Below are 20,929 nucleotides of genomic sequence, written 5' to 3'. Positions count from 1 at the left end.
TTGACCGGATGCGGGGCCCTGGCCAAGGATCGGCCCCCATGAAACGCAGCTCCTCCCACCGTGCCCTGCAGTACGGCCGCAGCGCCGGGCTCGGCTGTGTCGTCCTGCTGCTGCTCGTCGCGGGGTTTCTGTCCTCGTGGGACTCGGCCCAGCACATAGTGCTGGCCAAGGGCCGCGAGCACGGCACCATGACGGTCACCGCGTGCGGCAGCGAGGTCTGCACGGGCCCCTACGCGCCGTCCGACGACGGGGCCGCGCGCTCCCGGGTGTCGGTCGAGAAGTCCGTGGCGGCGAAGAAGGGGGATCGTTTCCCCGTCGTCGTGAAGCCGGACACCTTCGAGGTCGTACGGACGGGGACGCCGGGTTTCCTGCATGCGTGGCTGCCGCTGGGCGGTGCGCTGGTCCTTGCCGCGCTGGTGATCGGCGGCGGTCTGCGGCTGACCCGGATCGCCTGGGGCACCGGGATCGCGGGTGCGGTCCTGCTGGTGGCGACGTTCGTCGCCCTGTGACGGGACCGCACCCGCGACGGCGTTGATCAGCCGGTGTTGCGCAGCCCGGCCGCGACACCGTTGACGGTGAGCAGCAGGGCGCGGGCGAGCAGCGGGTCGGCTTCCTCGCCGCGCTCGGCCGCCTGGCGCTGGCGGGCCAGCAGTGACACCTGGAGGTAGGAGATCGGGTCCAGGTAGGCGTCACGGATGGCGAAGGTCTGCTGGAGCACCGGGCTGGTGCCGAGCAGTTCGGTGTTGCCGGTGACCTTGAGGACTTCCTGGACGGTCAGCGCGTGCTCGGCCTCGATGTCGTCGAAGACGTGCTTGAGCTCGTCGGGGACGAGGGTGTCGACGTAGTGCCGGGCGATGCGCAGGTCGGTCTTGGCGAGGGTCATCTCGACGTTGGAGAGGAAGTTCTGGAAGAAGTGCCACTGCTCGTGCATCTCTTCCAGGACGGTGTCCAGACCGGCCTCGCGCAGTGCCTTGAGGCCGGAGCCGACGCCGTACCAGCCGGGCACGATCTGCCGTGACTGGGTCCAGCCGAAGACCCACGGGATGGCGCGCAGCCCGTCCAGCGAGACGCCCGAGCCGGGGCGGCGGGAGGGCCTGGAGCCCAGGTGCAGGTCGGCGAGCTGGTCCACCGGGGTGGAGGCGAGGAAGTACGTCGGCAGGTCCGGGTCCTCGACGAGCTTGCGGTACGCGGCGTGGGCGGCGTCGGAGACGGTGTCCATGGCCGCGTCCCAGCGGGCCAGGGCCTCGTCGGACTGGCGGGGCGCGGTGTGCAGCGCGGAGGCCTGGAGGGTGGCCGCGACGGTCAGCTCCAGGTTCTCCCGGGCGAGCGCGGGGATGAGGTACTTGTCGGAGATGACCTCGCCCTGCTCGGTCACCTTGATCTCGCCCTCCAGCGTGCCCCACGGCTGCGCGAGGATCGCGTCGTGCGAGGGGCCGCCGCCGCGGCCGACGGTGCCGCCGCGGCCGTGGAAGAGGCGCAGCCGTACGCCGTAGCGGTGGGCGACGTCGCGGAGCCGGCGCTGGGCGCGGTGGATCTCCCACTGGGAGGTGGTGATGCCGCCGAACTTGGAGGAGTCGGAGTACCCGAGCATGACCTCCTGCACGTCGCCGCGCAGCGAGACGAGCCGGCGGTAGGAGGGGTCGGCGAGCATCTCGTCGAGGATGACGTCGGCGGCCTTGAGCTCGTCGGTGGTCTCCAGGAGCGGCACGATGCCGATCTTGGCCCAGCCGCCGTGCAGGTCCAGGAGTCCGGCCTCGCGGGCGAGGACGGCGGCGGCGAAGACGTCGTCGGCACCCTGGCACATCGAGATGATGTAGGACTCGATGACTTCGGGGCCGAAGCGCTCGAAGGCTTCCTTGATGGTATGGAAGACGCCGAGGGTCTTCTCGCCCGCGGCGTCCAGCGGGGCCGGGGTCGGGGCGAGCGGGCGGCGGGAGCGGAGCTCCTTGGCGAGGAGCTTCTGCCGGTAGTCGCGCGGCATGTCGGCGTAGCGCCAGGACTCCTCGCCGAGCCGGTCGAAGAGCTGGCCGAGGGTGTGGTGGTGGGCGTCGGCGTGTTCGCGGACGTCCATCGTGGCGAGCTGCAGGCCGAACGCGGAGAGCGTACGGATGGTGCGGTCCATCCGGCCGTCGGCGACGATGCCGCCCTTGTGCTCGCGCAGCGAGGTCTGGATGAGGACCAGGTCGGCGAGGAGCTCGGAGGTGCCGAGGTAGTCGCAGCCGGGGCGGTGCGGGGTGCCCGAGGCGAGACGCTCGCGGGTGTTGACGAGCTTCTGCCGGATGCAGGTGGCCTTGAGCCGGTAGGGCTCCTCGGCGTTCAGCCGCTTGTAGCGGGGGCTGATCTCGGGGAGGCGTTCCAGGTCGGCCTGGAGGGAGGTGAGGAGCTCGTCGGTGGCTCCGGTGTAGCGGATGGAGTTGGAGAGGAGTCCGCGCAGCTGGTCGACGAGTTCGAGGGCGTCGGTGATGCCGTGCTCGTGCTGGAGGATCAGCACCTCCCAGGTGACGGCGGGCGTCACGTTGGGGTTGCCGTCGCGGTCGCCGCCGATCCAGGTGCCGAAGGTGAGGGGGCGGGTGCCGGCGGGCAGCTCGACGCCGACGCGCTCCAGTTCGGCGGCCAGGTCCTCCAGGACGTCGCCCACCGCGTTGGCGTGCAGCTCGTCGAGGTAGTAGATGGCGTTGCGGGCCTCGTCGGCGGGCTCCGGACGGACGACGCGCAGTTCGTCGGTCTGCCAGATGAGGTCGATGTTCTCGGCGAGCCGGATGTCCTGCCGGCGCCGGTCGGCCTCGATGACCGGGGTCTCCAGGAGTGCGGCGATGCGGCGGAGCTTGTTCAGTACGGAACGCCGCGCGGCCTCGGTGGGGTGCGCCGTGAAGACGGGCCGTACGTTCAGGTTCTTGACGGTGGCCCGCAGGTGCTCCGGGTCGGCGTCCTTGAGCCGGTCGGCGGTGCGGGCGAGGAGCCCGCCCTCCGCGGCGCGGCGGTCGCGCATCTCGTGGGCGCGGTGCACCTGCTCGGTGACGTTGGCGAGGTGGAAGTACGTGGAGAAGGCGCGCACGAGCTGCGCGGCGGTCTCCAGGTCCGTGTCGCCGAGAAGCTCGGCTGCCGCCTCGCCGTCGGTGCGGGTCAGGGCGCGGACCCGCTCGACGAGGTCGAGGAGCTCCTGGCCCTCCTGGCGTACGAGGGTCTCGCCCAGCAGGTCACCGAGGCGGCGGATGTCGGCGCGCAGCTCGGCGCTGGCGGCAGGGGTCTGGTCGGCACTGCTCACAGTGTGCGGCTCCTTGCAGTGGTTGAGCACGGGATCCGGGGCCCACGGCTGGCAGCGGGTGCCACGCCACCCCCGGGAAAGCAGAGTGCGGACCGCGCTGTCCGACCTCTCCAGGATAGGTGTCCGTGCCGTCGGTGCTGTTCGCGCCCCGGAAGGTGTTCCGTGTTCACGGTGGGTACGTCCGGGGTACGCGCCATGTCCCCTACCCCGTATGCCGCCACTCTGTGCCCGGTCGGCTTCTCCCCCTTGTGGCGGGCCTCCGCGCTGCCATACTTACGACGCCGTAGGTTACGCACGCGTAGCCCCCAGGTGCTCCCGCCCGGATCGGCTCGGTGCGATCCGGGCGGCAGGACCTGTCTGTCCGTCGTGCTCTCACTCCCCAGGGGACTCCCCATGAAGACCAGCCCCGACGTGATCGAGGCCGCTCCGGCGGCCGACGGTCCCCCCTCCGCCACGCTCGGCGGGGACAACAAGCGGTCGATCGAGCAGATCGCGCTCCTGCTGTTCATCGTCGTGCCGTTCGTGGCCCTGGTCGCGGCGGTGCCGCTGGCCTGGGGCCGCGGTGTGAGCTGGCTCGATCTCGGTCTGCTGGTGGCGATGTACTACATCGGCTGCCACGGCATCACGATCGGCTTCCACCGCTACTTCACCCATGGTTCGTTCAAGGCGAAGCGCCCCCTCCGCATCGCCCTGGCCGTGGCCGGTTCGCTCGCCGTGGAAGGTCCCGTGGTGCGCTGGGTGGCCGACCACCGCAGGCACCACCGCTTCTCGGACGCCGAGGGCGACCCGCATTCGCCGTGGCGTTTCGGCGAGACGCTGCCGGCCCTGATGAAGGGCCTGTGGTGGGCGCACATCGCCTGGATGTTCGACGAGGAGCGGACGCCGCAGCAGAAGTACGCCCCGGATCTGATCAGGGATCCGGCGATCCGCGGGATCTCCCGTCACTTCCTCGCCTTCACGATCCTCTCGCTGGCGATCCCGCCGCTGGTCGGCGGTCTGGTCACGATGTCGTGGTGGGGTGCGGCGACGGCGTTCTTCTGGGGCTCCCTGGTCCGGGTGGCCCTGCTGCACCACGTGACCTGGTCGATCAACTCCATCTGCCACGCGGCCGGCAAGCGCCCCTTCAAGTCCCGCGACAAGTCGGGCAACGTGTGGTGGCTGGCGGTCCTGTCGTGCGGTGAGTCCTGGCACAACCTGCACCACGCCGACCCGACGAGTGCGCGGCACGGTGTGATGAAGGGGCAGATCGACTCGAGTGCCCGGCTGATCCGCTGGTTCGAGCAGCTGGGCTGGGCGACCGACGTGCGCTGGCCCGACGCCGCCCGTATCGAGTCCCGGCGCCACTCGGCGGAGGCCGACGCGGCATGATTGACGACGTGGCGACCGACGGAAGCGCAAGCAGCGAGAACAGCCGTGCACCCTCCACCCGGCGAGTCCGGCGTGTGCGGATGACCGGTAAGGAACGCCGCGAGCAACTGCTGGACATCGGTCGCACCCTCTTTGCCGACAAGGGTTTCGAGGGCACATCGGTGGAGGAGATCGCGGCGCGCGCCGGGGTCTCCAAGCCGGTTGTCTACGAGCACTTCGGCGGCAAGGAGGGGCTGTACGCCGTGGTGGTGGACCGGGAGATGCGTCAGCTCCTGGACATGGTGACCAGCGCCCTGACCGCGGGTCACCCGCGGGAGCTGCTGGAGCAGGCGGCGTTCGCGCTGCTGGACTACATCGAGACGTCCACGGACGGTTTCCGCATCCTGGTCCGGGACTCGCCGGTCGCCCAGTCGACGGGCACGTTCGCCTCGCTCATCAGCGACATCGCCACGCAGGTCGAGGACATCCTGGGACTGGAGTTCAAGGCCCGGGGCTTCGATGCGAAGCTGGCCCCGCTGTACGCGCAGGCGCTGGTCGGCATGGTGGCGCTGACGGGCCAGTGGTGGGTGAACGCCCGCAAGCCGCAGAAGGCCGAGGTCGCGGCGCATCTGGTGAATCTCGCGTGGCACGGCCTGGAGAACCTGGAGTCGAAGCCGCGGCTGATAGGGCACCGCAAGAACTGAGTGGTGGGGCGGCGGGGGCCGGGTCCGGGCGTGTCCAAGCCGAAACATGATCCAGCGCTAAACCACTTCAGTCCCGTGAGTCACAGTTGTAGAGTCTGTGACCATCCCGGGAACCTTTCACCCTGCATGTGATGCACCTGTGAATGCGTTTCTCCCGGTTCCACCACTTACCCCTGGGGGGCTTTGTCTTCTGTGGAACCCGGCCGCGCCATGCCCGCACGCGCCACGCGCGCACGCCGGCTCGCGGCCTGCACCGCACTCGTTCTCTCGGCCGGCATGCTGCTGGCCGCTCCGGCCTCGGCCGATGGCGCGGCGCCCGCGCCGCACGGCACCGCACCGCGGGTCTCTCCCGCGGCCGGCGCCCAGCCGACCCTCGTCCTGCCGAAGCGTGCCGCGAAGAAGTCGCGCGCGGCGGCCGTCGCGGGCGCGAAGGCGGCGGTCGTTCCCGCCAGGCCGCGCCTCGACGTGAACGGCGACGGTTACAGCGACACGATGTACCGGGGCCTGGACGGCAACCTGTGGGTGATGGCCGACTCGTCGGGCGCTCACCAGTACACGATCAACAGCAACGACCAGTACGAGATGCCCAAGGACATCATCGCGCCGGGCGACCTCGACGGCGGCGGGATGCCCGACTTCCTCACGCTGTCGGCGACGGGCAAGCTCTCGCTCTACCAGAGCTGGGGCGCGGACAGCACCGGTTACGCGACCTGGTCCGGCACCGGCTGGCAGAAGTACAACAAGGTCGTCGCCCCCGGCGACCTGGACGGGGACGGCCGCGGCGACCTGCTGGCGCGCACCCCCTCGGGCGACCTCTACGCCTACCGGTCCACCGGCAAGGTCGACACGGCGCCCTTCGCGGCCGGTGTGAAGGTGGGCTACGGCTGGGGCTCGTACGACCAGATCGTGGGCGCCAACGACGTGAACGGCGACGGCATCGGCGATGTCTTCGCCCGGACGCCCGCCGGTGACCTCTACCTCTACGCCGGCACGGGCGACCTCGCGAAGCCCTTCAAGGCACGCGTCAAGACCGGCTACGGCTTCGACATCTACAACCAGCTCGTCGGTGTCGACGACGTCGACGGCGACGGGCTCAGCGACATCGTCGCCCGCAAGCCGGGCGGCGACGTCTACACCTACCTGTCCACCGGCTACGGCACCTTCGAGCCGCGGACGACCGGCGGCACCGGATGGAACGCGGCGGCCCTGTTCGTCGGCGCGGGCGGCAACCCGGACTTCGGCAAGCACGAGGTCGAGGCCCGGACCACCGGTGGGCGCATCTACTGGTACCAGGCCAGGAACAACGGGCAGCTCTTCCCCCGCCAGTCCAGCAGCTCGGACAGCAGCTGGAACCAGGTGACGCTGTCGCTCGCCTCCTCGCTGGACAACGACGGCTGGGCCGACCTCGTCCAGCTGTACAAGGGCCAGCTCTACGTCGGGGCGAACTACATCGGCAGCGGCTGGCAGGTCTACAACAGCCTCACCGGTCCCGGCGACCTGAGCGGCGACGGCAAGGGCGACCTGCTGGCGCGCGACACCAAGGGCAACCTGTACCTGTACAAGGGCAACGGGCTCGGCACCGGCTTCGCGACCAAGCTCAAGGTCGGCTACGGCTTCAACACGTACAACAAGCTCGTCGGCGCGGGTGACCTCAACGGCGACGGCCTGTCCGACGTGGTGGCCCGCACCTCCGGCGGCACGCTCTACCTGTACAAGGGCACGGGCAGCGCCACCACGCCCTTCAAGGCACGGGTGAAGATCGGCACCGGCTTCAACACCTACAAGAAGTTCTCCGCACCGGGTGACATCGACGGTGACGGCAAGGCCGACCTGCTCGGCGTCGACGGCAAGGGTGACGTGTACCGCTACACGTCCACCGGCACCGGCACGATCGCCAAGCGCGTGAAGATCGGCTACGGCTGGGACATCTACAACAACATGTACTGAGCGTCCCGCCGGACCACGAGCGCCCTGTCCCCGGATCTCCGGGGCAGGGCGCTCCCGCGTGCGGCGCGGCCGCTCAGCCGGCGTCCGGTTCCAGGAACTCCAGCCGGTTGCCCACCGGGTCGTGGCTGAAGAAGCGGCGGTGGCCCGGAAGTTCCTCGTCCCACTTCACCTCCGCGCCGTGCTCGGCCAGCCGGGCCGCGTAGGCCTCGATGCCCGCCACGCGCAGGCCCGGATGGGCCTTGCGGGCCGGGCGGAAGTCCGCCTCGATGCCCAGGTGCAGCTGGACCGGGCCCGCCTGGAACCAACATCCGCCGCGGGCGGCCAGGACCGGGGGCTTGCGGAGTTCCGTCATGCCGAGGGTGTCCACGTAGTAGGCGCGCAGCGCCTCCTCCGAGCCCTCGGGGGCGGCCAGCTGGACATGGTCGACTGCGGCGATCATCACTTCTCCCTGCGGGTCACGGCGAAGATGCGGCGGAACGGGAAGACCGTACCGTGCGGGCCCGCGGGGTAAACGGCGCGCAGCAGATCGCGGTACTCGGCAAGGAAGGCGTCACGCGCCTCCTCGTCGTCGGCGAGGGCGGTGAGGACGGGGCGCAGCCCGGTGCCCTTCACCCAATCCAGGACGGCGTCCTCGCCGGACAGGAGGTGGAGGTAGGTGGTCTCCCAGACGTCGGCCGTGCGGCCGGGAGCGGTGAGGCGGTCCAGGTAGGCGGCGGGGCTCAGTACCGCGCCGGCGTGGCGCAGGCGGCCGCCCAGCCGGGAGCGCCAGCGCGGGGACTCGGCGAGTTCGCGCATCAGGGCGTGGCTTGGCTGGTCGAAGTTGCCGGGGACCTGGAGGGCGAAGATGCCGCCGGGGCTGAGGGCGTCCAGCCAGTCGGGGAAGCGGTCGGCGTGGCGGGGGACCCACTGGAGCAGGGCGTTGGAGACGATCAGGTCGTGACTCCCGGCGGGCGTCCAGGTCGCGGCGTCGGCCTCGGCGAAGTCCAGCAGGGCGGTGGCGTGGGAGCGGGCCCGCTCCAGCATCTGCGGGGAGTTGTCGTAGCCGGTGATGCGGGCCCCGGGCCAGCGCTCGGCGAGCAGGGCTGTGACGTTGCCCGCTCCGCAGCCGAGGTCGGCGATCCGGGGGGCGGGGGCACCCGGGAGCTCGGGGATGCGGGCCAGCAGATCGTGGAAGGGACGGGTGCGATGGTCCGCGTGACGCAGGTACTGCTGCGGATCCCAGGTGGGTGCGGTCATGCCGTCCAGGATCAGCCAGAAAGTATCTTGATGTCAAGACACTCGAATTCAAGAGACTTCATGTCGACAGACCCTCTACACTGATCCACATGGAGGACGAGGTCGACCGACTGGTCGCTGCATGGCGCCGAGAGCGCCCCGACCTCGACGTGGAACCACTCGAGGTCCTCAGCCGCGTCTCCCGCCTGGCCCGCCATCTCGACCGGGCCCGCAGGATCGCCTTCTCCGAGCACAATCTGGAGCCGTGGGAATTCGACGTGCTCACGTCGCTGCGGCGCGCGGGCGATCCGTACCAGCTCTCCCCCGGCCAGCTGCTCACCCAGACCCTGGTCACCTCGGGCACCATGACGAACCGCATCGACCGGCTGACCAAGAAGAACCTCGTCGAGCGGCTCCCCGACCCGAGCGACCGCCGTGGCGTACTGGTCCGGCTCACCGCCGAGGGGCGCGACAAGGCCGACCAGTCACTGGCCGGCCTGCTGGCCCAGGAGCGCGCCATCCTCGGCGAGCTCTCCCGCCATCAGCGCGGCGAACTGGCCGGACTGCTACGCCAGTTGACTGCCCCGTTCGACAACATCCCCGGTTAGCGAAGGGTCGCGGGGCGCCGCCGGATCAGCGGGGCCGACCCCGGCCCGCCTCGCCAGCGCGACAGCCGCCAGCGTCGAGTGCACGCCCAGCTTGCCCAGTACGTTCTGCATGTGCGTACGCACCGTGTGCGGGGAGAGGAAGAGCCGCTCCGCCACCGCCTTGCGCCCCAGCCCCGCCACCATGCAGCGCAGCACCTCGCGCTCGCGCGGCGTCAGTGACTCGACGAGCTCCTCGCTCTCGCTGCGGTGCTTGCGTTCCGCCATCAGCTCCCGCAGCACGCCGGTGAGCAGGGCTGCGGGCAGATGTGTCTCGTCGCGCAGCACGCCCCGGATGACCGCCAGCAGCCGCTGCAGCGAGCAGTCCTTGGCGACCCAGCCGCCGGCCCCCGCCTGGAGCGCGAGCGCGGCCCGGCGCGGGTCGTCCTTCTCGGCGAGCACCACCGTACGGACCGACGGCCGGGCGGCACGGACCCCGGCGACCAGCGAGATCCCGTCGACGACCTGACCGCCCTCCCCGGTGCGCGGAGCGGGCACCGGACCCAAGGCCCTGCGGCCCCCCGTCGGGGCCAGGATGCCCAGTTCGGCGTCGACCAGCATCACGTCGTAGCCGCGTCCCTCGGCGGCCGCGCGCTCCAGACAGCGCAGGGCTGCCGGGCCGCTGCCCGCCGCCGCCACGTCCACGTCCGGCTCGGCCGCGAGCGCCGCGGCGAGCGACTCGGCGAAAATGCGGTGGTCGTCGACCACGAGAACCCGGATACGGACCACAGGTACCCCCACGCTGCGTGTTCTGGGGCGCCCCGTAGCGTGCGACCCCCCGGCAGGGACGGACCGGCACGGGTACGACGCCCGGAACGGGGAGTTGGACCGCAGTGCCACGGCCGCCGCCGTGCACCGACTGCCACCCCGCCCGGGCGTCGCACCCGGCTGTCTCGTACCCCTGAATCAGCACCGGCCCCCACCGGTGCTGAGCATCAGCGTACGGGCGGTGGCCCGGAGCGGAAGGTGATTCGCAGAACTGACCGTCCGGCCGGTCCTAGGGTGTTGTTCATGTTCCGTCTTGAGACAGAAGTAGACAAAGAACGTCGTATTCTGCTGGGCCGTCGGCTGCGTGACGACAACACCGCGGGTTCCCCGGAGATCCGCGCGCTGCGCGATACGCCGGCCGCACACGAGGTCCCGCTGGAGGTCTGGGCGCTGGACGGGGCGGGCGGGATCGCCGGCGGCCTGACCGGCCGCACCTGGGCGCACTGGCTCCATGTGGATCTGCTCTGGGTCGACGCCCGCCACCGCGGCTCCGGCCTCGGCTCGCGACTGCTCGCCGAGGCGGAACGGGTAGCCCTCGCGGACCGGGACTGCACCCGCTCCCGGCTGGAGACCTGGGAGTTCCAGGCCCCGGACTTCTACCGGAAGCGGGGTTACGAAGTGGTCGGGCAGGTGGCGGACTACCCGCCGGGCGTCACCGAGTTCACCCTCACCAAGCAGCTCGGCAGGACGTCCCGGCCGGCCGGTCAGGCGAGCCTGCGCGCCCCTGCCGACGGGACCGCGGGGAAGACGCCCGGGGCCGCGTAGCCGGCCGAGGTGAACGCCTCCAGCACGGACTTGGTGACCGTGTCCGCCTGCGCCTCCTCCACCAGCACGATCGCCGAGCCGCCGAAACCGCCGCCCGTCATCCGCGCACCGAGCGCACCCGCGGCGTTCGCCGTGGCGACCACCAGGTCCAGCTCCACGCAGGAGACCCGCAGATCGTCCCGGAGCGAGGTGTGCCCCGCCGTGAGTACCGGTCCGGCCGCGCGCACCTCACCGGCGTCGAGCAGTGCGATGACCTGCTCGACCCGCTGGTTGTCGCTGACCACATGGCGTACATAGCGCACGACGGACTCGTCCGCGCCGGCCTCGGCCAGCGTGTCGAGCGCGGCGGCCAGCCCCTCGTAGGGGAGCTCACGCAGGATACGCAGGCCGAGTACCCGGGCGCCCTCCTCGCAGCCCGCGCGCCGCTCCGCGTACGCGCCGTCGCCCAGCGCGTGCTTGACCCGGGTGTCGACGACGAGGAGCTGCAGGCCGTGGGCGGCCAGGTCGAAGGGGACCTGGCGGGTGGTGAGGTCGCTGGTGTCCAGGTGCAGGGCGTGGCCCTCGGTGCAGCAGGCCGAGGCCATCTGGTCCATGACGCCGCAGGGGACGCCGACGAACGCGTTCTCCGCGCGCTGGGCCAGGACCGCCAGCTCGGCCGCGGTGAGGCCGAGCCCGAACAGGTCGTTCAGCGCGAGTGCGGTGACCACTTCGAGGGCGGCGGACGAGGAGAGCCCGGCGCCGGTGGGGACGGTGGAGGTCAGCTGGATGTCGGCGCCGGTGACCTGGTGGCCGGCCTCGCGCAGCGCCCAGACGACCCCGGCCGGGTAGGCGGCCCAGCCGTGGCCCGAGTGCGGGGCGAGCTCCTCGACGGCGAGCTGGACGACACCGCCCGGCACGTCGGTGGAGTGCAGCCGCAGCTGGCCGTCGGTGCGGCGGGCGACGGCGGCCCGCGCGGTCTGCGGCAGCGCGAGCGGCATCACGAAGCCGCCGTTGAAGTCGGTGTACTCGCCGATCAGGTTGACCCGGCCGGGTGCCGCCCAGATCCCCTCGGGCGCGGTCCCGTACAGCTCGGTGAAGGCGGCGGTCAGCTCAGCGTGGTCGGTCATGGTGCGGTGGGCTCCTCTCGGCGGGCGAACGTCCAGGCATCGGAGACGATTCCGGCCAGGTCGGCGCGGGACGGCTGCCAGCCCAGGCGCTCCCTGGCGGTGGTGGCGGAGGCGACGAGGACGGCCGGGTCGCCGCCGCGGCGCGGGGCCGCGGTCTCGGGGACCGGGTGGCCGGTGACCTTGCGGACCGTCTCGATGACCTCGCGGACCGAGAAGCCGTTGCCGTTGCCGAGGTTGCAGATCAGGTGCTCGCCCGCGGTGGCCGCGCCGAGAGCCAGCAGGTGGGCCTCGGCGAGGTCGGCGACGTGGATGTAGTCGCGGACGCAGGTGCCGTCGGGGGTGGGGTAGTCCTCGCCGTAGACGGAGATCGACTCGCGCTGTCCCAGGGCGACCTGGAGGACCAGCGGGATCAGGTGCGACTCGGGGCTGTGCCGTTCGCCGCAGCTGCCGTACGCCCCCGCCACGTTGAAGTAGCGCAGCGAGACGGCGGCCAGTCCGTGGGCGGCCGCCTCGCCGGTGATCATGTGGTCGACGGCGAGCTTGGTGGCGCCGTACGGGCTGGTCGGGGCGGTGGGGTCGGCCTCCGTGATGGGGCTGGAGACCGGCTCGCCGTAGGTGGCGGCGGTGGAGGAGAAGACCAGGGTGCGCACCCCGGCGTCGCGCATGGCGGCGAGCAGCGCGGTGGAGCCGCCGACGTTGTTGACCCAGTACTTCTCCGGGTCGGTGACGGACTCGCCGACCTGGGAGTACGCGGCGAAGTGCAGCACCCCGTCGTAGGAGGGGTCCAGCCACTTCGCCGCGTCCTGGATGCGGCCCTCGATGAACTCGGCCCCGGCCGGGACGCCCTCGCGGAAGCCGGTGGAGAGGTCGTCGAGGACGGTGACGGTGTGCCCCGCCTCCAGCAGGTGCTGGGCGACCACACTGCCCACGTATCCCGCGCCGCCGGTCACCAGGTACTTCTTGGGGGACTTGCTCACTCGCTCGCTACCTCTCGCAGTCGCTGGGCCGCGGTCTCCGGCGGCACGTCGTTGATGAACACGTTCATGCCGGATTCGGAACCCGCGAGGAACTTCAGCTTGCCGGGGGTGCGTCGGATGGTGAAGAGCTCGAGGTGGAGCCCGAAGTCCTCCCGTCCGGGAACCCCGAACGGTGCCTGGTGCCAGGCGGAGATGTACGGGGTCTGCGGCTCGCCGGGGCCGAAGATCCGGTCGAATCGCCTCAAGAGTTCCAGATAGACCTGTGGGAATTCCATGCGCGCGGCGTCGTCGAGTTCCCGCAGGTCGGGGACGCGGCGGCGCGGGTGCAGATGGACCTCGTACGGCCAGTGCGCCGCGTACGGCACGAAGGCGATCCAGTGCTCCCCGGCGAGGACGACCCGCGAGCCGTCCGCCTCCTCACGGGCCACCACGTCGTCGAAGAGGTTGCCGCCGGTCTCCGCGCGGTGGGCCGCCATCGAGCGGAACATCAGCTCGGTGCGCGGGGTCACGAAGGGGTAGCCGTAGATCTGGCCGTGCGGGTGGCCGAGGGTGACGCCTATCTCGGCGCCCCGGTTCTCGAAGCAGAACACCTGCTTGACCTGCGGAAGCTCGGCGAGCTCGGCGGTGCGGTCGGTCCAGGCCTCCAGGACCAGGCCGGCCTGCTCCTCGGTGAGGTTGGCGAACGACGCGTCGTGGTCGGAGGTGAAGCAGACGACCTCGCAGCGGCCGGCGTCGCCGGCGAGCGAGGGGAAGCGGTTCTCGAAGACGGCGACGTCGTAGCTGTCGTCCGGGATCTCGCTGAGCCGTCCCTCCCGCGAGGGGCAGAGCGGACACTCGTCGGCCGGCGGGTGGTAGGTGCGGCCCTGGCGGTGCGAGGCGATGGCGATGCTGTCCCCGAGCAGGGGGTCCCGGCGGATCTCGGACGACGTCGCCACCGGGTCGAGCGGCCGCCGGTCGACGGCATCGCGGACCACGTCGTCGCGGCTGTCGTAGTAGAGCAGCTCCCGGCCGTCGGCGAGCGTCGTAACCGTCTTCTTCACCAGACTCCTCCCAAACATAACCCAACACAATGAACCACAAGTCAACAGGGGCGTCAATGAGTGGACGCCTACGACATGAGGTAGTGCGCGAGCGCACATGTGAGCGGGATCTCGCCAGGGTTAGGGCCCGGGATTCCGGCAATACGATCACAATCCAACAAAGAACCTCATCGGAACTGTTCATTTTCTGAACACAAGAGCGTAGTTTCCTTCGGGTTCAGTTCGCGCAACGAAGCGAGTACCCCCACATGCAATATCTGGCTGCAGGGCTCCGGCTCCCCACGAACGGGCTCGACTACACGATTCTGGCGATCTACTTCGTCGTCGTTCTCGGCATCGGCTTCGCCGCTCGGGCAAGCGTGAAGACGAGTCTCGACTTCTTCCTCTCCGGACGGTCACTGCCCGCATGGGTGACCGGTCTGGCCTTCGTCGCGGCGAACCTCGGCGCCACCGAGATCCTCGGCATGGCGGCGACCGGCGCGCAGTACGGCGTCGCGGTCGTGCACTGGTACTGGATCGGCGCCATCCCGGCCATGGTCTTCCTGGGCCTCGTGATGATGCCCTTCTACTACCGGTCGAAGGTGCGCTCCGTACCGGAGTTCCTGCTCCAGCGCTTCGACAAGTCCGCGCACCTGCTGAGCTCCATACTCTTCGCCTTCGCGGCGATCCTGATCGCGGGCGTCAACCTGTACGCCCTGTCGATCGTCGTGGAGGCGCTCCTCGGCTGGCCGCAGTGGGTCGCGATCGTGGTCGCGGGTCTCTTCGTCCTCGTCTACATCACCATCGGCGGGCTCTCCTCCGCGATCTACAACGAGGTGCTGCAGTTCTTCGTCATCCTCGCCGCGCTGATCCCACTGACACTGCTGGGCCTCAAGCGCGTCGGCGGCTGGGACGGACTGTCCGGCTCACTGGAGAAGAGCCACGGCCAGGACTTCATGTCCGCCTGGGGCGGCACGGGCATCGGTGACGCCAACCCGCTCGGTGCCAACTGGCTGACGATCATCCTCGGCCTGGGCTTCGTGCTCTCGTTCGGGTACTGGACGACCAACTTCGCCGAGGTGCAGCGCGCCCTGTCCGCGAAGAACCTCTCGGCGGCCAAGCGCACCCCGCTGATCGCCGCGTTCCCGAAGATCTTCATCGTCTTCCTGGTGATGATCCCGGGTCTGGTCGCCGCCGTCCTCGTGCCGAAGATCGGCACCCCCGGCTCGGACCTCACCTACAACGACGCCATCCCGCTGCTGATGCAGGAGCTGTTGCCCAACGGTGTCCTGGGCATCGCGGTGACCGGTCTGCTGGCCGCGTTCATGGCAGGTATGGCGGCCAACGTCTCCTCGTTCAACACCGTGTTCACCACGGACATCTGGGCGCGGTACGTGAAGAAGGACCAGCCGGACGCGTACTACCTGGGCTTCGGCCGGGGGATCACGGTGATCGGTGTGGTGGCCTCCATCGGCACGGCGTTCATCGCCGCCAGCTTCTCCAACATCATGAGCTACCTCCAGACGCTGTTCTCCTTCTTCAACGTCCCGATGTTCGTCGTCTTCATCATCGGCATGTTCTGGAAGCGCGCCTCGATGAAGTCCGGCGTCTGGGGCCTGGTCGCCGGTACCACGGCCGCGATGGTCAACTACTTCGTCATCTACAAGCAGGGCATCATCGACATCCCGAGCGACCAGGGCGCCAACTTCGTCTCCGCGATCGTCGGATTCGTCGCCGGTGCGGTCGTGATGGTCGCCGTCACGCTCTTCACGGCTCCCAAGCCCGAGGCCGAACTGGCCGGTCTGGTCTACGGAACCGAGTCGCCGGGCGACGCCGAGGTGCCCGAGGAGGGCGACAGCGCCTGGTACCGCAAGCCGGCCCTGCTGGGTTGGGGCGCGATCGTGCTCGCCGCCGCCTGCTACATCCCCTACTCGTTCTGATCGGAGTAACTCACCATGCCTGACCTGCACAAGGAAGTCTCCGATCTGGAGCAGAAGTCCGCGACGGCGGCCCGCCTCTTCGACATCCGGCGGATCATCGGCGGTCTCTTCGTGGTCTACGGAGTCATCGTCACCATCGCCGGGATAAGCCCGTCGGAAGCGGACCTGAAGAAGGCCCAGGGCGTCCACATAAACCTGTGGACCGGGCTGGCCATGCTGGCCCTGGGGCTGTTCTTCCTGGTCTGGCTGAAGCTGCGCCCGGCCCAGCCGCCGGCCGGCGTCCCCGACACCACGGACACGCCGGACAGCTGACGCGTCACCGCACCACCACCGGCAGGGGCCGGACAGCCGTCACCCGACGGTGTCCGGCCCCTGCCGCGTCCCCACGGCCGCCCGGTCCAGCAGGCCGGTGCGGGCGGCGAGCGCCGCCGCCTCCAGCCGGGACCCGACGCCGAGCTTCATCAGCACGCGCTGCACGTGGGTGCGCGCGGTGCTCGGCGCGATCCGCATGCCGGCGGCGATCAGCCGGGTACCTTCGCCCTCGGCGACCCGGACCAGGACCTCGACCTCGCGCGGCGTGAGCATCTGCAGCAGCCGCTGCCCCTCGTCGTCCGGCTGGACGGCCGGGTTGAGCAGCTCGGCGAAGGCGCACTGGAGCAGCTGCGGCGCGACCGCCGCCTCACCGGCCCGCGCCTTGGTGATCGCCCGCTCGACGCCCTCGATGCGTTCGTCGTGACGGACATAGCCCGCGGCGCCGGCCGCGAAGGCTGCCGCGATCCCCAGCGGACTCGGCACCGGGCCGAGCACCACCACCGCGATCTGCGGGCGCTCGCGCCTGATCCGCACGATCGGGTCGAAGGCGCCGGGTTCGGCGGGCGCCGCCGTGCCGAACAGGCAGACCTCCGGGGCCCGGCTGACCACCAGCTCGGCCGCTCCTGTGGTGGGCGCGGCTGCGGCGAGCACCCGGTGACCACGCAGTTTCAGCGCCGAGGCGAGCGCCTCGGCGAGCAGTCGGTGGTCATCGACCACCATGAGCCGCACGCCCATCGAGCACCCCCGTAGCACCGCCGCCAGGCCCCCCGGCCCTCTAGACCCGGCAAGTTACACGCTTGTTCGACGCAGCGGGCACCTTAGCTGACAGAAGACCACCGGAATGCCGAATCATGCGCGTTTCAGGGCTGCTTGACGGACAGAAAACGACCGGCCCTGCCGGTCGAATGATCGACCGGCAGGGCCAGGGGCATTACTGATGTCTGATCAGTTGGCGCCGAATGCGACGACGAGGTATTCCTTGTCGTCCAGCGAGCTGGAACTCGGCTTGCTGAGCATCGTCTCGGAGATGTACAACCGCCCGCTGCTGTAACGGAATTCGGCGTACTCCGCGGAGAAGCTGGTCTCCGCGTCCCGGACGGACTCGTCGCTCGGGTTCTCCAGCAGCACGGTCTGCTTGAAGGTGCTGCCGTCGATGGAGACGATCTGGCCGCCCTTGTCGTACGGGGGCTCCTTGTACGCGATGATGTTGCCGCCGTCCATGCGCAGCGGGAACATCGTGTAGCGCTCGCCCGCGTCGGCCCGGTCACTGGTCGGCTTGCCGGTGGTCAGGTCGAAGGAGACGATCTCGTTGGTGTTGCCGTAGTCGTCGCTGTTGCCCTCGTGTTCCTCGGTGGGCAGGTAGATGCGGTTGTTGCCGACCGCGAGCTGCTGGCAGCTCTCGACCTCGGTGGACCGGCAGCTCGCCGCGTACTTCTCCGCGTCGGCCGGAATCCTGACGAGCAGCTTGCCGCTGGCCGCGTCGATCGAGAAGAAGTCGGAGATCCCGCTGCCGTCACCGGCGGTGTCGCCGACGTCGGCCGCGACGACCAGGGGCTTGGTGGAGACGATGCTCGCGTAGTCGACACCGGGCGGCATCTTGTACGAGGAGATCGGGGCGCCCGTGGTCGGGTTCAGCGCCTGGATGGTGAGCTGCGGGTCGTCGTACGTGCCGCACTTGCGGACGACGGCGAGTGCCTCACCGCCGCCGTAGCCCGTGTCGTAGCAGCCGTCGGTGCTGACCTTCGGCTTCCAGCGCTCGGCGCCGGTGTTCAGGTCGAAGGCGGCGCCGCCCTCGGTGCCCGCCGCGGCGACCGTGGTGCCGCTGAGGGTAACCTCCGCGAACCTGACGGGGGCGTCGCCACCGGAGGCGGCGGTCACCGACTTGTTCCACATCAGCTTGCCGGTGTTCAGGTCGAGGGCGCCCACGTGGTTGCACGCCTGGTACTTCTTCGTCGCGGTCCGCTTGCCCTCTTCGAAGGCGACGGCCGTCTTGAAGTCCTTGCTCATGTGCCGGGAGGCGGCACACAGCTGACCGGGCAGCGGGATCGACCAGAGCTTGGTGCCCTTGGCCTGGTCGTAGCCGACGATCTCGTTGACGCCCGTCTTCACGTACGCCTTGTCGGTCAGCCAGGAGCCGTCGACGCTCGTGACGTCGGTGACCTTGGGCTGCGGCAGCTGGAAGGCGACCTCGGCCTTGGTGTTCGCCGGGGCCTTCTCCTTGCCGCCGCCGCCGGGGCCGTTGCCGCCGCTCCCCTTGCCCTCACCGGTGGTGCCGGCGGAGCTGGACGCCTCGTCCTTCTTGTCGTCGCCACCGCTGGAGGCGAACCAGAGACCGCCGCCGACGATCAGCGCCACGGCGACCACCGCGGCAACGATGATCTGCGCCTGGGTGGAGAACTTCTTCGGGCCGTTCCCGCCCTGCTGCGGCGGCTGGTAGGGCTGCTGCATCGGAGCGGTGGGGTAGCCGTAGCCCTGCTGGGGCGGCTGGCCCTGCTGCGGATAGCCGTAGCCCTGCTGCTGGGGCGGCTGACCCTGCGGGAACCCGTAACCCTGCTGCGGCTGGCCCTGCGGGAACCCGTAGCCCGGCTGCTGCGGCTGACCCTGCGGCGGCTGACCTTGCGGGAAGCCGTAGCCGGGCTGCGGCGGCTGGCCCTGCGGCGGCGTCTGCGGGTAGCCGTAGCCGGGCTGCTGCTGGGGCGGGGTCGGCGGGGTCGGCGGGGTGGCCGGCGGCTTGCCGAAGGGATCGGCGGGCGGCGGCGTGGGGGCGCCGAACCCACCGGGCGGCGGGTCCTGCGGTGCGCCGAACCCGCCCTGGGGCGGATCGTTGGGCGGCGGCTGGGGCGGCTGCGTCATGGCGTTGCGTACCTCGGGAGAAAGTGAGTAAGTCGGGGGCCGGCGCCGGCCGCGGGCGGGTCTGGTGTCGTCCGCGGCCGGCCGGGTGCCTTCAGGTGCGAGCCGTCACTTGCCGAAGGCCATCATGGTCTTCGTCTCCAGCTCTTCCTTGTCGTTGGTCGCGCTGACCCGCCCGCTCACGATGAATGAACGGCCGCCCGCGTAGAGGATCTTCTCGTCGTAGAACGAGCTCTCGATCTCCGAGGTCGAGTCCTGGTGCTGCAGCACCATCTGCGGAGTGCCGCCGGTCGGCGCGAGGGTGGCGATCCCGCCGCCGTTGTCGTAGCCCGCGTCCACGTAGAGCAGCACGTTGCCGCCCTCCATCCGCAGCGGCTTCATCGTGTGCTCGGCCGGCGAGTTCGCCTTCCACTTCGTCTTGCCGGTGTTCAGGTTGAACGCGACGACCTTGTTGGTGCGGGAGGTGCCGCTGGTGTCGTCCTGCGTCCGCATGTAGAGCGTGTTGGCGTCGGCCGTGACACCGTCGCAGCCGTCGACGGACTTGCCGAAGATGGCGAAGGCGCTACCGCAGCCGGCGGGGAACTTGTCGCCCTTGTCACTGACGATCTGGGAGCGCAGCGTGCCGTTCTCCTTGAGCGCCAGGATGCTCCACTGCTTGTCCTCGGAGCTGCTGCCCTTGGTCAGCGACACGATGAGCGGGCTCACCGAGTAGACGTTGTCGACCTCCCAGCCACGGGCGGGCTTGTACGTCCACTTGGGCTTCCCGGTGACCGGGTCGATCTCCTCGATCTCGTGCTGCGGGTTCTCGACGTCCTGGACGCGGCAGCTGGTGGCGGCGATCAGCTTGGGTCCGCCCGCGAAGGCGAACGGCTGGCAGATCCCGTCCCGCTTGCCGAACAGCTCCTTGCCGTCGCTCACCCGGAAGGCGTTGGAGGCACCGGTGCGGCCGACCGTCACGGTGTCGCCGCTGATGGCGAGGGAGATGTCCGACATCAGGTCGAAGAGACCGCTGCTCTTGATCTCCTTCTTCCAGCCGGTCTTACCGGTGTTGAGGTCGAGCAGCTGGAGTTCCGAGCAGTCGGCCTTGTCGGTGGTGCCGTTCTTCACCCCGATGACGATCTTGCCGTCGCTGGTGACCTCCGAGGGCGCGGAGCAGATGTCCGTGTCCAGCTTCAGCTTCCACTTCTGCTTGCCGTCGGCCACCCCGTAGCCGGCGAAGGTGCGGTACATCCCCTTGACGAGGGTGTCGCCCACGACCCAGGGGCCGTACACGTCGGCGCCGTTGCGCGGCAGGTCGACGTCGTTCTTCTGGAGCCAGAGGACCTTCGCCTCGCCGGGCTTGCGGCCGCCGTTCAGGTCGTCGCCGCCTTCGCGGCCGGTGCCGTTGCCGTCACCCTCGTCGACGGAGGGCGAGACGGACGGCTGCGGGCCGCCGCTGCTCTCCTTCGCGACGGGCTTCTTGCCGTCGTCGCCGCCGCTCGTGGCCAGGTAGACACCGCCGCCGATGACCAGCAGCGCGGCGACCGCGGCCGCGATGATCATCAGGGGCTTGCCCTTGAAGGGGTTGCCGCCGCCGGGGCCCGTCGGTCCTGGCGGGACCGGTGCGCCGGGGTACTGCTGCTGCGGGTATCCGTAACCGGGCTGCTGCGGCTGGCCGTAGGGACCGGGCTGCTGCGGCTGGCCGTAGGGACCGGGCTGCTGCGGCTGGCCGTAGGGGCCGGGCTGCTGGGCGTAGGGGCCCGGCTGCTGCTGGCCGTACGGACCCTGCTGCTGCGGCTGCCCGTAGGGACCGGGCTGCTGCGGGTAGCCGTAGCCCGGCTGCGCGGACGGCGGGCCCGGCGGGGCGGCCGGCGGCTGGGGCGGCTGCGCGGGCGGCGGGGTCTGCGGCGGGCCCTTGGGCGGCTGAGGAACCCCCTGCGGCGGCTCCTGTGGAGCGCCGAAGCCTCCCTGCGGCGGTTGCTGGCTGGGCGGCTGGGTCATCAGCGCGTCCCCCTTCGTGCGGTCCTGTGCCCGTTCCGGACTCCCCCGCGATTCCGCCGGGGCTCCGAGGGTCGAACAAGACCCCCTGAT

General features: G+C 70.4%; 17 protein-coding genes and 1 pseudogene. 8 read left to right on the top strand and 10 right to left on the bottom strand.

Translation table 11 applies throughout. The annotated features are described in order from the left end of the window. Window positions 1-38 precede the first annotated feature (38 nt). Window positions 39-509, top strand: coding sequence for a hypothetical protein (locus tag LNW71_RS19085; protein ID WP_250969342.1), 471 nt, complete (start codon window positions 39-41; stop codon window positions 507-509). Window positions 510-535: 26 nt separating this feature from the next. Here the strand turns inward: LNW71_RS19085 and ppc are convergent, their stop codons facing one another. Next, window positions 536-3,265 (bottom strand): phosphoenolpyruvate carboxylase, encoded by a 2,730-nt coding sequence (ppc, locus tag LNW71_RS19080; RefSeq protein WP_250969341.1) that lies wholly within the window; start codon window positions 3,263-3,265, stop codon window positions 536-538. A 393-nt stretch (window positions 3,266-3,658) separates the two neighbouring features. On the opposite strand from ppc, the gene LNW71_RS19075 reads away from it, so the two are divergent. The 3 genes from LNW71_RS19075 to LNW71_RS19065 all read left to right on the top strand — a co-directional run bounded on the left by LNW71_RS19075 (window position 3,659) and on the right by LNW71_RS19065 (window position 7,263). Beyond that, a complete protein-coding gene (locus LNW71_RS19075; RefSeq protein ID WP_250969340.1) occupies window positions 3,659-4,633 on the top strand; it encodes a fatty acid desaturase in 975 nt (324 codons plus the stop codon). After that, window positions 4,630-5,316 (top strand): TetR/AcrR family transcriptional regulator, encoded by a 687-nt coding sequence (locus tag LNW71_RS19070; RefSeq protein ID WP_250969339.1) that lies wholly within the window; start codon window positions 4,630-4,632, stop codon window positions 5,314-5,316. The genes LNW71_RS19075 and LNW71_RS19070 overlap by 4 nt, the downstream gene beginning before the upstream one ends. Window positions 5,317-5,526: 210 nt before the next feature. After that, window positions 5,527-7,263 (top strand): VCBS repeat-containing protein, encoded by a 1,737-nt coding sequence (locus LNW71_RS19065; protein WP_250969338.1) that lies wholly within the window; start codon window positions 5,527-5,529, stop codon window positions 7,261-7,263. Window positions 7,264-7,336: 73 nt separating this feature from the next. Here the strand turns inward: LNW71_RS19065 and LNW71_RS19060 are convergent, their stop codons facing one another. Further along, window positions 7,337-7,702, bottom strand: coding sequence for a VOC family protein (locus LNW71_RS19060; protein WP_250969337.1), 366 nt, complete (start codon window positions 7,700-7,702; stop codon window positions 7,337-7,339). After that, a complete protein-coding gene (locus LNW71_RS19055; protein WP_250969336.1) occupies window positions 7,702-8,499 on the bottom strand; it encodes a trans-aconitate 2-methyltransferase in 798 nt (265 codons plus the stop codon). Before LNW71_RS19055 ends, LNW71_RS19060 begins: the two co-directional genes overlap by 1 nt. Before the next feature lie 89 nt (window positions 8,500-8,588). Between LNW71_RS19055 and LNW71_RS19050 the strand changes: the two genes are divergently transcribed. Continuing rightward, window positions 8,589-9,086: a MarR family transcriptional regulator gene (locus tag LNW71_RS19050; protein ID WP_250969335.1), complete on the top strand. Its 498-nt coding sequence runs from the start codon at window positions 8,589-8,591 to the stop codon at window positions 9,084-9,086. Here LNW71_RS19050 and LNW71_RS19045 read toward each other — a convergent pair. After that, window positions 9,045-9,851, bottom strand: a complete 807-nt coding sequence (locus LNW71_RS19045) for a response regulator transcription factor (protein ID WP_250972064.1) — start codon at window positions 9,849-9,851, stop codon at window positions 9,045-9,047. The two genes, LNW71_RS19050 and LNW71_RS19045, sit on opposite strands and share 42 nt — an antisense overlap. Window positions 9,852-10,133: 282 nt before the next feature. Between LNW71_RS19045 and LNW71_RS19040 the strand changes: the two are divergent. Then, window positions 10,134-10,571 (top strand): annotated as a pseudogene (locus LNW71_RS19040) (GNAT family N-acetyltransferase); the annotation flags it as partial. A gap of 23 nt (window positions 10,572-10,594) precedes the next feature. Here the strand turns inward: LNW71_RS19040 and galK are convergent. Genes galK through galT form a run of 3 tightly spaced genes read right to left on the bottom strand, consistent with a single transcriptional unit; the run spans window position 10,595 to window position 13,778 of the window. Then, complete coding sequence (gene galK, locus LNW71_RS19035; protein WP_250969334.1) at window positions 10,595-11,761, bottom strand: galactokinase; 1,167 nt, start codon at window positions 11,759-11,761, stop codon at window positions 10,595-10,597. Further along, complete coding sequence (gene galE, locus LNW71_RS19030; RefSeq protein WP_250969333.1) at window positions 11,758-12,738, bottom strand: UDP-glucose 4-epimerase GalE; 981 nt, start codon at window positions 12,736-12,738, stop codon at window positions 11,758-11,760. Before galE ends, galK begins: the two co-directional genes overlap by 4 nt. After that, on the bottom strand, window positions 12,735-13,778 hold the full coding sequence (gene galT / locus LNW71_RS19025; protein ID WP_250969332.1) for a galactose-1-phosphate uridylyltransferase: 1,044 nt from the start codon (window positions 13,776-13,778) through the stop codon (window positions 12,735-12,737). The genes galE and galT overlap by 4 nt, the downstream gene beginning before the upstream one ends. Window positions 13,779-14,026: 248 nt before the next feature. On the opposite strand from galT, the gene LNW71_RS19020 reads away from it, so the two are divergent. After that, window positions 14,027-15,697 (top strand): sodium:solute symporter family protein, encoded by a 1,671-nt coding sequence (locus tag LNW71_RS19020; protein WP_250969331.1) that lies wholly within the window; start codon window positions 14,027-14,029, stop codon window positions 15,695-15,697. A 15-nt stretch (window positions 15,698-15,712) separates the two neighbouring features. After that, the gene (locus tag LNW71_RS19015) at window positions 15,713-16,009 is read left to right on the top strand and encodes a hypothetical protein (protein WP_250969330.1); all 297 of its coding nucleotides are present in this window, start codon (window positions 15,713-15,715) and stop codon (window positions 16,007-16,009) included. A gap of 39 nt (window positions 16,010-16,048) precedes the next feature. On the opposite strand, the gene LNW71_RS19010 is transcribed toward LNW71_RS19015, so the two are convergent. The 3 genes from LNW71_RS19010 to LNW71_RS19000 form a co-directional block, all read right to left on the bottom strand. Beyond that, window positions 16,049-16,744, bottom strand: coding sequence for a LuxR C-terminal-related transcriptional regulator (locus tag LNW71_RS19010; RefSeq protein WP_250969329.1), 696 nt, complete (start codon window positions 16,742-16,744; stop codon window positions 16,049-16,051). A gap of 210 nt (window positions 16,745-16,954) precedes the next feature. Next, window positions 16,955-18,862, bottom strand: a complete 1,908-nt coding sequence (locus LNW71_RS19005) for a PQQ-binding-like beta-propeller repeat protein (RefSeq protein ID WP_250969328.1) — start codon at window positions 18,860-18,862, stop codon at window positions 16,955-16,957. 105 nt (window positions 18,863-18,967) lie between these two features. Continuing rightward, a complete protein-coding gene (locus tag LNW71_RS19000; RefSeq protein WP_250969327.1) occupies window positions 18,968-20,839 on the bottom strand; it encodes a PQQ-binding-like beta-propeller repeat protein in 1,872 nt (623 codons plus the stop codon). Between the last annotated feature and the right edge of the window lie 90 nt (window positions 20,840-20,929).

Source organism: Streptomyces sp. RKAG290, assembly GCF_023701695.1.
Lineage (GTDB): Bacteria > Actinomycetota > Actinomycetes > Streptomycetales > Streptomycetaceae > Streptomyces.
Note: the sequence above shows the minus strand (reverse complement) of the source record. Positions and strands in the feature narration are given on the sequence as shown.